Here is an 11,476-nt window from a genome sequence, read left to right as displayed (position 1 = left end):
GTGCCATGAAAATTAGAAGAGTGGCAGTGACAGCATATTTAAATGACCCTCTATACACATTAAATTAATTAATGTAGGAATGAAAGTGTTAAAAACGATATGTTACGGCTCAACTGCGTAACTCCTAAATAGTTATGGATTTTTGAAGTTTGAGTTTGGTGATCTTAGATCAGTAAGATTAATTCATAAGGCATAAATACTTAGCAGCAAAATTAGATACTGTTGAGTGGTAAACCTTCTGGGATTTATCGCCCTTTACAAGCAAACATACCAAGCCCCCAAATGGTATCTAATTTTCTTTCCAAAATACTCCCCATATGTTCTCCCTCTAACCACTCAACACCCTCTTTTTCAGGCACAGGATTTTCAAAAATCATTGCACAATTTCTTTTTTTTGACGATAACTCCTGGTTTCTTCTGTCTATGTTTTCTTCTGTCTATTACTCTCAGTACAGAAAAAACAGAGGCTATACATTTAATCAAAAAAATTCTAACAGGCAACACTACTTTATTTCAGGTTGTATATTTTACCTAAAAATTATACTCGATAGAAATAGGAACGGATCTTCTCTCAGATTGTCCGGTTTCTTACTTCACTTAAGTAGAAAAAATTCACAATGAATAAATAGTTTACAATAAAGAAATAAACGTTGAGAGGGTTCTGGAGATCAATTATGCCACCTAGAAAGTTATACTTACCCCAATAGTATACCCTATTTTTTAGTGCCAATTTTTTCGTGTTCTCTTAAGAACCCACTCAAAACCTGTTTTAAAAAATATCTTAATTAAAACCTGTAAAGGTACAGGCTTCAGGTACTGCAGGACAGCAGTACCCGTAGAGCCTGTTTCAGTACTTTATTTATCTTTGCGAGCCCGGGTATTTTCAGATCCCTGTAACCTCATAGAGCTTTTTCATGTCAATGTTTTGTTCAAACACACTTGCGAGTTCGTCATAGGCGTCGCTTTCGCTTACGATCTCTTCAGGCACGTACTCAAGCCCTTTTTTCTCGTAGAGATATTGAACAAAAGCATTTCTTATGTTCCCGTTATCAAAGAGCCCGTGAAGATATGTTCCAATCACCAGGCCTTCTTCATCAATGGCTCCATCGTCTCCGAAAACAGCACGATTTGAATCAGTAACTCCCATGTGAATCTCATAACCTTTTATTTCTTCCCCGTCTATGGATTTCAGGATAGGGCCGTGGCCGTTAACTTTCTTTGTCACCTGAATTGTCCGCTTTTCATATGCCCCGAATCTGGTCCCTATATCCAGGAGTCCGAGCCCTTCAAACTCAGCTTCAACTCCATTTTCCACTCCGGAATCAAAGATAGTTCTGCCAAGCATCTGATAGCCGCCGCATATTCCAAAGATCGGGATTTTTCCTTTGAAAGCCTGGATTTTTTTGTCCATGCCGCTTGCCCTGAGGTCGAGAAGATCATTTACCGTGTTCTTCGTGCCAGGGATCATGATTGCATCAGGGTTTCCGAGTTCTTTGTCAATGTCTACGTAACGGACTTTTACGAGGCCTTCAAGGGGTTCGAAGTCCGTAAAATTTGAGATTCTGGGCAGGCGGATTACTGCGATTTCAATTTCGTTTTCTGTTTTTGAATTTTCTGTATTTGAAGCTTCTTTATCCCCGAGTGAGACTGAATCTTCGGAGGGGATGCGGAGCTTGAAATAGGGCAGGACTCCGAGCACAGGGATTCCGGTTTTTTCCTCAAGCTGCTTAAGCCCAGGCCTCAGGATTTCAGGGTCGCCCCTGAATTTATTGATTATAAGCCCTTTGACGTTCTTCTTTACATCTTCGGGCAGAAGGGCAACTGTGCCGTAAAGGCTTGCAAACACGCCTCCCCTTTCTATATCTCCTACAAGGATTATGGGAGCCTGAGTGAGCCTGGCAGTACCTATATTTACGATATCCCTTTCATAGAGGTTGATCTCTGCAGCCCCTCCGGCACCTTCCATAACTATGATGTCGTGTTCTTTCCAGAGCCTTTCGAGAGCCCCTTTAAGGACCGCATGCATTTCTTCAATGGAATCGTAATACTCGCCTGCACTTTTGTCAGCATAGGGTTCACCCAGCAGGATTACCTGGGAAACACGGTCCCCTTTTGGCTTCAGGAGGACAGGGTTCATGTCTGCAGTGGGTTCGGTACCAGCGGCTTTTGCCTGGATTGCCTGTGCAATCCCGATTTCCTTTCCGTCTTTTGTAATCCAGGAATTAAGGCTCATGTTCTGGGCCTTGAAGGGGGCAACCCTGTAGCTTCTGGACAGGATCCTGCATATGGCAGTCACGACTGAACTTTTTCCAACATGAGAGGCGGTTCCCAGGATTAAGAGGCTTTTCTTCTCCATTTTTACCATACCTTCTGCTCGAACACGTATTTTTTATATAATTCAAGTAAAACTAAAAATTTCAGTAAAACCGACAGTGAGATTTTGTTCTCAAAGCGATAAATCAAGTAAACTTGCTTTGATTTAATAATTGTCTTCTTATACTTCAATTAAAGAATAAATACTTTCGGATTAACTACAGGTTTTGTTTAGTTAATTTTAAAAAGTATTTATTTCTCAAATTTTTTATATCCTCTCCCTCTGGCGACCCCTTATTAATCGGTTAATTCTCCCTAAATATTCGAAGATGGAATTTTCAACCGTTTTTCTGGCTCCTGGTTTTATTCTCTGTTTCTTCCGTGGCAGGGGGTAGAAAATGACCTGTTTGTCTGGCTGCATTTCTTTTAAATAAGATCCGAACAATCTTTTTGTTATAGAATCTGGGAAAAAAGACTATGAAAACCGTTCTTTTCTTACTTGTTTTATTTCTTATACCAATCATTCCGGCCTCTGCAGCAGACACTTCTCAGGTCGAAGGAACAGGTTCAGCCCGCATAGCCGAACTTTACAGCGATCTCGAGTCCTTTGATGTAATCCTTTATTCAAACCAGCCAGAAGAGAACCTGACCCTTGAGGTATCTCTGGTCAAGCCAGAAAGGGAAACGGAAGAGGTTATTGCTGCACAGGCATTTTCAACTGGCAGTTTTCCTGCGAATACGAGGGTCACGAAAGTTGGCTTCTGGAATATCAGGAATGCCGAACGCGGGGCTTACACTCTGAGAGCAAAGCTTCTGGAAAAGGAGAAGGTACTTTCAGAATCGGAATATGGTTTTGTTTACGGCAGCAACTCCGCTTCCAAACTTCAGGTCGATGATCTTGTCCCCAACTCCGAAGGAATCACTGTTGTGCTCTCTCCCAATCAAGCCTCACTTTTTGATATCGAATACATGCTCGTAGATGGGCACAATGTAATTTACAGTGCAAAAACCGAAAAAGCAGCTCTAACCAGTGTTCCGGAAACCTTTTCTGCATCGTGGGGTACTCTCCTCGAAAACAATAAAGAGTATACAGGAAGAGTGAAGGTCCGGGTCTATTCCCCCAGTAGAGGATTTATCGCTTCAACAGAGCATTTCACTTCCGGAGACGATGCAGAGATTACTGATATCTATCAAGATGAGACCGGAGCAAGTGCAACTGTTTTAGGGCGTTCCCAGGTACCTTTTGAAGGAAACCTGGTTTTTTCAGTATATGACCTGCAGGAAAACTCAGGGAATAGCAGTTCCGTTTTTGTTGAGTCCATCCGGGAAAGGGTCCCTGTGCTGCTGAATGATGATGACGAGACCGTGGAAGTTGCCTGGAAAGAAAGGCTTACGGAAGGAATCTACAGACTTGAGATCGAACTTTTTGGTAACGATGGAGATGTTATCGAACGCAGGGAAACCATTATTGAGTCTGATCTTTCCCCCTTGAATGCGAGTGAAGCAAGTCCTGGCACAGGGAACGCAACCTCTGGAGAAAACGGTGGAACTGGCATCCCGGGTTTTTCGGTTACTGCCGGAGTCGCAGGTCTTGCCCTGGTTTTCACCCTTTTCAAAAGGCTGCATTAATATCCATTTATTTAAAAGCACAGGTGTGCAAATCAGGAAAAATCAGGAAAAATCAGGAAAAATCAGGAAAAATCAGGAAAAATTAGAATAAAACTCAAAAAAACTGTGAGTCCCATGCGTTATGAACTTTTTATTGCCCTCAGGCAAATCCGGGCAAGAAAATTCCAGACTCTCCTTTCGGTAGGTGCAATAGCCCTTGCTGTGATGGTACTTACGGTTTCCCAGGCTCTTATGGTGGGTTTTACAGGGGAGCTTTACAACACTACCGTAAACAAACTTCCTCAAGTTTCGGTCTATCCGCAGGAAGGTGAAGATTACATCTACCTCTACGGGACTCTCATGAAGAGGATCAGTTCAATCGAAGGAGTTACTGCGTTTTCTCCTTTCCTTACGGGACAGGCTTCTTTCAGGTTCAAGGGCAATTCCCTCAATGCCGAGCTTAAAGGTGTGGTTCCTTTACAGGAAAATGAAATCAGCGCTATTGAAGAAGATATTGTTGAAGGCAGTTTCCGGGAACTCGAGTTTTCAAGAAATACGGTGGTTATCGGCTCAAAGCTGGCAGATAAACTTGAAGTTAATTTGGGGGACTCCATAGATGTATCTTTTCCGAACGCAAATCCTCTTTCTCTTAGAATTGTGGGGATCTTTCATACGGGCTCCCCTCTAGACGAGTCCCTGACCTACACCTCCCTGGATACTGCCCAGCAATTCTATGATGTCCCGGATGTGGTTAATGGCATTTCAGTCCGGCTCAGGGATTTTAATACGGACCGGGAAATCGCAACCGAGATAGAGAAAACCGGTTATAAGGCAAAAGGTTGGACCGAGACAAACCCTGCGATTCTCCGTACCATTGCTATCGAGGGCACTTCAAACAAGGTTGTATATGGTCTTATTATTGTCATAGCCTCTTTTGGCGTGGTCAGTACCCTGAACCTTTCGGTTATCGGCGCAACAGGCCAGATAGGCATGCTCCGCGCCATGGGTGCCCCGGTCTCAAGCATCCAGAGGATCTTCATTCTCCAGAGCGGGATTCTCGGCCTGCTGGGCGCCCTTGTCGGTACTTTTGCAGGAGTTCTTATAGCCCTGGCAATAGGTGGGTATGAAATCCCGGCAGCTTCTTCAGATGTCTACGGGGGTATTTCCTTTATCCCGATTGTTGTCCGCGCTCAGGACATCGTGTTAATTATTGCCGCCGTTTTCCTTCTGAACCTGATTACCGGAATTTATCCTGCGCGACAGGCTGCGAAGCTGGACCCTGTAAAAGCAATAAGCACAAGGTGAAAATACGGAAGATTTGATTTTTCTGGAGATTTGGTTTGTACAGTTAAATGGGAATATACCCTGCAGGAAATAAAACTTAAAAAATGCAAAACTTAGTAAAATAAGAAGTATAGATAAATAAGCGTATAAATACTTGAATATGTGTATTCTATTAAGGTAATGAGCTCTATTAAAATAGTAATTTTTTCCGGCTTTTCATCATTTCATTCCAAATAATTTATGAGGGGAAAATAATTAGTGATGCTCTTAAAATTATAGTTGTCATTAAACATTTCAATGTGAGCTAATATGTCGCCTGTGTTGAAATTTCAATGCCGGTAATTATATATCTTTTTTGAAGAATTATTACTTGCTTCGTAAGGCATAGCGAACAAAAAACCTTGTGCAGGAATTCTCAGCAACTGATCATTGCATGGGAATTCTCCTTTCCTATTTTTACCCTCTTCAGCCTGAAAGCACTTTTTTACATATGTCGTTTACATATGTCGATATGTCTTTTCTTCTTTGCACCTTTTCTCCTTCTTTGCTCCCTTACTTTGGGGGTTCTTAGAAGAGGTCAAAAAACATTTTCGTAACTTTCAGTTTTTCAGGAGAATTTCGAAAACTATATTTATGCGGGCATTGTATGTTATATGCTACCTTGTAGCACAGAGCGAACATTTGAGTGGGGGGATTCCTGCAACTGATCACTGCATAAAGGGAATTCCCTTTTATTTTCTTTTGAGATATATGTTTTTTGATTTACCAGGAGTTCTTAAAGTTTATTGTCCGAGTACTTTATCGAAATTCCAAAAATTGTCATGTCCGTCGAAATATATAACTACAGTCTCTGAAATGCCTCTTTAAAACCTTCCGGATATCGCTGCTTCTGACACCGGATACAAATAGTTATATTCTTTGATAGATAATTTTACTTTAATGAATGATAGCAAAGAATACCAGCTTTATCTTGAAGCTCTTGACGAAGAGAATTCTGCGTGGAAGAGAAGGACGGCTGTAAAGAGGCTCAGTGAGTTCAAAACCGAAGAGTCCCTCTACTACCTGAACGAGCTTATTGTTGATAGGTATTGCCTGGTTCCGGACTGGCTTAAAAGGGTTGCAAGAGAATATTACGTATGCCTGTGCCTTGAGTTTCTCTAAAAACTTAATTTTCTGACAAGCTGATTCCCTCAGGCTGTATCCTCTCTCACCACGAGTGTTGTAGCAGACATCTCGTGAAAACTTGAGTAAAAACAGTGCTGTTAATGCGTGCTTAATTCCCTTTTGTTTGTATTCTTGCCGATTTTTTCTATCATTTTAGTACTTGTCCTTTTCATATTATTATTTTATGGCTTTTATATTTTCTCCTTTTTAGTAAGACCGCTCTCCTGCGTCGAGTGTGACAAAAACGACTCAGTATAGGGAATAAGGTTTTACGGGTTAAATAAATCGTAATTTAGTTTTCTTGAGCTAAACTGACTACTAAAAACCAAAAAGTAGTCCTCTTGAGCGCAGCGAAAAGGACCGCGTACTGCAGAGCCGCAACTCTGCCGTGACAAAAACGACATGATAAGGCGAATAAGGTTGTACGAGTCAAAGATTGTAATTGAGTCCTCTTGAGCAAAGCTCACTGCTAAAATCTATAAATCAGTCCTCTTGAGCGCAGCGAAAAGGACCGCGTACTGCAGAGCCGCAACTCTGCCGTGACAAAAACGACATGATAAGGCGAATAAGGTTGTACGAGTCAAAGATTGTAATTGAGTCCTCTTGAGCAAAGCTCACTGCTAAAATCTATAAATCAGTCCTCTTGAGCGCAGCGAAAAGGACCGCGTACTCCCGAGGCGCAATTCGGGCGTGACAAAAACAACACGGTACGGCGAATAAGGTTGCACGGATCAGAGATATCTGTAATTGAATCCTCTTAAGCGAAGTTAACTGCTACAATCCATAAATTAGTCCGCTTGAGCGAGAGAAAATTAACCAGCAATTTGTAATTTCAAAAAACAGGTTTTCTAAGAGGTATCATCTGGTTTTCAAAATCAAAAACTATAAATTTATTTAATACTTAGAAGGCTGTACATACTTGAAGCATATATTTCAATAATCCTTATTATTTTATAAGATCTTAAAAATCGGCACGCTTAAAGCTATAGAGATCCCATTTAATAATGCATTCTCATCTCTGGTTACTTTAATGAATTAAAATCACTTATTTCCGTTAGAAAATGTAGTTACTGCTTAATTTTGTTACATTCAGGTTTCTAGAAGTATTAACAACTCTTAAAAAGGATAACTTGTAAAGAATACTTTGAAATGAATAATTTGAAATGACAATTTGCTGGTGAATTATCTTAGGAGGGACTGTCTTTATGCGTAAGGATACTGAAAAAATTTTGGGAGGGCCGGCAACAATCTTGCTGGTTGTTGGAATATTGTTAAGTACTATTCTCTTCTATTTTATGTTCAAATTTGCTGATGAAGAGAATCTTTTCATGGTTATCTTAACTACGTTATTGATATCCATAATTGCAATAGCTATTGCAAAGGGTCTTGTTTCTATGAATAAGCCCAAATAATTAAACTCCAATGTGTGTACTTCTTTTTATTAATGAACCCCCTTTTTACTCTTCTTTTGGCATGAAAGTACTGTGTGTACTTTCATTTTTTGTGTATGTTATTAGAAGAATATCATGTGCGTTTTTGATTTAATGAGTGATTATTCAAATCATATTCTGTTTTTCAGTTGGATGATTCGGTCACAAATTCCACTAAACGAAGATTTCAAATGGGAACAGGTATACTAAACTGAAGATCTGAAAAAAAAAGGTTATGGAATGCAAAAACGGGCATATTTACTGATTGCTGCAGGTGCGGTCCTGTGGGGTACGATAGGGATTTTTGTTCGAGGGCTCTACGGGTTTGGATTCTCCCCTCTTCAGGTTGTAACCCTGCGGGTTTTTTCAGCGGCTGTTATCATGTTGATCTACCTTCTTTTTACCAGGCCGGAACTACTGAAAATAAAGGTTCGAGATTCTCTTTATTTTGTGGGGACAGGCATCTTCAGCCTTGCTTTCTTTAACCTCTGCTATTTTTCCACAATCAGGGAAACATCAATTGCAATTGCGGTTACTCTGCTCTACACAGCTCCTGCATTTGTTGCAGTCCTTTCCAGGGTTTTCTTCAGGGAAAGCCTGGGGGCAAAAAAACTTTGTTCTCTGGGGCTAACCCTTGTAGGATGCGCTTTTGTGACCGGATATCTTCCAGGGCTCGGGGATTCTCTTTCCATTTCCTGGTCTGGGATTCTCACAGGATTAGGGGCGGGTTTCGGATATGCCCTTTACAGTATCTTTGGAAAAGCTGCCCTTAAAAAGTACCATACAATGACAATTGCAGCTTATACTTTCATTTTTGCAAGCCTTGCCCTCCTGCCTTTCAGCAACTTTGAAAATTCTGTAGGAGCTTTTTCTACGGGTAATTTCTGGATCTACCTTGCAGGACTGGGCTTTTTTCCCACCGTACTTGCCTACCTGCTGTACACAAAAGGGCTTGAAGAAGTCGAATCAAGCCGGGCATCCATAGTAGCAACAGTAGAGCCGGTAGTGGCTACCCTTACAGGTTTTTTCTTTTTCAGGGAAATGCTATCAGGCTGGCAGCTAACAGGGATTCTGCTTGTACTTGCGGCAGTTATACTGATACAGGAAAGAAAATGAACCCCTTTTCTTTTATTTATTCTTCCTGCAGTCTTTCTTCCTGAGATTCTCTTCTGCTTCCAAAAGGTTTTATGGAACTAATTAAAATAATATGAAGGTTAATATGTTACCTCAGTTTAGTACTATAGTCTGATATCTTACATGGTCTATAGTCTGATATTTTACATGGTCTGATATCTTACCTGAGACCTGCTATATCTGCTCTTAATTTCCATATTTTTTCAGACTTTCTGCTGGCTTCCGGGGTTTGAAAACCAGCAGAGAGTCTAATTCAGGCGAAATAAATTACAATTACAAAGTCACAATTATATTGAGAATGAAAAGGATGGTGTTTAATTAATGCAGTTGAAGCTGGAACATTTTGACATAAAAATAGGGCAGCACAAAGCATTATTTAATGTTGCCGATGCGAAGGAGCTGGGAATTAATCCGGGGGATAGGGTCCGCATCCGTGGGCACCAGAGCCTTTCTGCTATTGTAGACACTACCGAGGATATGGTTCCCCCGGGAACGCTGGGAGTTTTTTCGGAAGTTTATGATCACTTCAAGGACTGGGATAAGCCGGTAGAGGTTGTCCCGGCATTCCGCTCAAAATCTGCAAGCGTTATCAAGAAGATGATGGACAAAAAACCTGTTGTTCAGGACGAAATTAAATTGCTTGTAAACGACATCGTGGAGGAAAACCTCAGTGATGTCGAACTTTCGGCTTTTATAACATCTTCTTATATCCACGGGATGACTGATGATGAAGTTGAATGGCTGACAAGGGCTATGATCGATACTGGAGACAAGATCGAATTTGATACTCATCCGATCATGGACAAGCACTCTATAGGAGGAGTGCCCGGAAACAAGATTTCTCTCCTCGTAGTCCCTATCATCGCTGCAAACGGGCTGCTTATCCCTAAGACAAGTTCCAGAGCAATCACAGGTGCCGGAGGCACTGCAGACCTCATGGAAGTGCTCTGTCCCGTTGCGTTCACTTCTCAGGAAGTTAAGGAGATAACCGAAAAAGTGGGAGGCGCTCTTGTCTGGGGTGGAGCCACCAATATTGCTCCTGCGGATGACAAGCTCATCAGGGTTGAGTACCCCCTATCCATTGATCCTTACTGCCAGATGCTTGCCTCAATCATGGCAAAAAAAGGAGCTATAGGAGCCGATAATGTGGTAATGGACATCCCCATCGGGCCAAGCACGAAGGTTCCCACTGTTCAGGAAGGGCAGAAACTGGCAAGAGACCTTATTAACCTCGGGCACAGGCTCGGAATGAATGTCGAGTGTGCCATTACCTACGGCTCATCTCCCATCGGAAGAAAAGTGGGTCCGGCGCTGGAGGTCAGGGAAGCCCTGAAAGTTCTGGAAAGCATGGAAGGTCCGAACAGCCTCATTGAAAAGAGCGCTGCACTTGCTGGTATTCTTCTTGAAATGGGAGGGGCGGCTCCAAGGGACCGCGGAAAAGAAATTGCACTGGAAACGCTCAGGAGCGGAAAAGCCCTTGAAAAGATGAGACAGATCATTGAAGCCCAGGGAGGAGACCCGAATATTAAATCCGAAGATATACAGGTGGGGCAGTACACTGCTGACATTCATGCTTCTACAGACGGATATGTTATTGAGTTTGACAATAAATGGATAATCGAAATTGCCAGGCTTGCAGGGGCTCCGAATGACAAGGGAGCCGGGCTCGCTCTCCATAAAAAAATGGGAGAGCAAGTTAAAAAAGGAGATGCGATTCTTACTATTTATGCTGAAAAAGAGTTCAAGCTCGATATCGCATTGACAACAGCCCAGAGAACGAATCCGATAATAGTCGAAGGCATGCTTCTGGAAAGAATCCCGGGAACTTATGGGTTCCAGTGATACCCATATTTTTTCCTTTTTTCCTTTTTTCCTTTTTTCCTTTTTTCCTTTTTTCCTTTTTTCTCTGTTTCAGTGAAACTTCAGTGAAACCCTTTAATACCTTGTCAGGGTTTTAGCCGAGCATGAAGAGGATTGTATTACTGCGCCTGGGGCACCGCCCTGAGAGGGATAAGAGAATTACCACCCATGTTGGCTTAACTGCCAGGCTGCTGGGAGCTGAAGGCATGCTTCTTGCTTCTGATGACCGGGGGATTGTGCAGAGCCTCGAAGATGTGGTTGGGCGCTGGGGTGGGCATTTCTACATTAAAAATAACGTTAACTTCAAGCAGGAAATAAGAAACTGGAAAGAAGAAGGTGGAAAAGTCTGCCATCTTTCCATGTACGGGGTCAACCTGCCAGATGTTACTGACGAACTCAAAAAATGCGATAAGCTCATGATCGTTGTAGGCGCAGAAAAAGTCCCACCCGAAATTTACCAGCTCGCTGACTGGAACGTAGCTGTGGGCAGCCAGCCCCATTCAGAAGTTGCGGCAGTTGCAATCACAATGGATAGGATCGCTGAGGGAGAGCCGCTTGAAAAAGAGTTTCCGGGTTCTGAACTGACAATTGTCCCGGCTGAAAGAGGCAAACACGTAATCGAAAACATCAGGGATTAAACCTGAATATAAATTATCCTGGATATAAATTATCCTGGATATAAA

At 42.1% G+C, this 11,476-nt stretch carries 9 protein-coding genes; 7 read left to right on the top strand and 2 right to left on the bottom strand.

Going from position 1 to position 11,476, the window contains the following annotated elements; all coding sequences use genetic code 11:
• Positions 1–245 precede the first annotated feature (245 nt).
• Positions 246–377, bottom strand: a complete 132-nt coding sequence (locus tag PHF18_RS11315; protein ID WP_300102745.1) for a hypothetical protein — start codon at positions 375–377, stop codon at positions 246–248.
• A 506-nt stretch (positions 378–883) separates the two neighbouring features.
• A complete protein-coding gene (locus tag PHF18_RS11310) occupies positions 884–2,356 on the bottom strand; it encodes a cobyric acid synthase (protein WP_300102751.1) in 1,473 nt (490 codons plus the stop codon).
• 434 nt (positions 2,357–2,790) lie between these two features.
• Here PHF18_RS11310 and PHF18_RS11305 point away from each other — a divergent pair, with 434 nt between their 5' ends.
• From PHF18_RS11305 to PHF18_RS11275, 7 genes are all read left to right on the top strand, one after another.
• The gene (locus PHF18_RS11305) at positions 2,791–3,942 is read left to right on the top strand and encodes a hypothetical protein (RefSeq protein ID WP_300102742.1); all 1,152 of its coding nucleotides are present in this window, start codon (positions 2,791–2,793) and stop codon (positions 3,940–3,942) included.
• Positions 3,943–4,056: 114 nt separating this feature from the next.
• Positions 4,057–5,226 (top strand): ABC transporter permease, encoded by a 1,170-nt coding sequence (locus tag PHF18_RS11300; protein ID WP_300102739.1) that lies wholly within the window; start codon positions 4,057–4,059, stop codon positions 5,224–5,226.
• A gap of 918 nt (positions 5,227–6,144) precedes the next feature.
• The gene (locus PHF18_RS11295) at positions 6,145–6,366 is read left to right on the top strand and encodes a hypothetical protein (RefSeq protein ID WP_300102736.1); all 222 of its coding nucleotides are present in this window, start codon (positions 6,145–6,147) and stop codon (positions 6,364–6,366) included.
• A 1,208-nt stretch (positions 6,367–7,574) separates the two neighbouring features.
• Positions 7,575–7,781 carry a hypothetical protein gene (locus PHF18_RS11290; protein ID WP_300102733.1) on the top strand — a complete coding sequence of 69 codons (207 nt, stop codon included), beginning with the start codon at positions 7,575–7,577 and terminating at the stop codon, positions 7,779–7,781.
• 258 nt (positions 7,782–8,039) lie between these two features.
• Positions 8,040–8,915 carry an EamA family transporter gene (locus PHF18_RS11285; RefSeq protein ID WP_300102731.1) on the top strand — a complete coding sequence of 292 codons (876 nt, stop codon included), beginning with the start codon at positions 8,040–8,042 and terminating at the stop codon, positions 8,913–8,915.
• Positions 8,916–9,254: 339 nt separating this feature from the next.
• Positions 9,255–10,775: an AMP phosphorylase gene (locus PHF18_RS11280; RefSeq protein ID WP_300102728.1), complete on the top strand. Its 1,521-nt coding sequence runs from the start codon at positions 9,255–9,257 to the stop codon at positions 10,773–10,775.
• A gap of 122 nt (positions 10,776–10,897) precedes the next feature.
• Entirely contained in the window at positions 10,898–11,431 is a 534-nt protein-coding gene (locus tag PHF18_RS11275; RefSeq protein WP_300102725.1) for a tRNA (cytidine(56)-2'-O)-methyltransferase, read from the top strand.
• Positions 11,432–11,476: the final 45 nt, after the last annotated feature.

Origin of the sequence: Methanosarcina sp., assembly GCF_028693135.1 — an archaeon.
GTDB lineage: Archaea > Halobacteriota > Methanosarcinia > Methanosarcinales > Methanosarcinaceae > Methanosarcina.
Note: the sequence above shows the minus strand (reverse complement) of the source record. Positions and strands in the feature narration are given on the sequence as shown.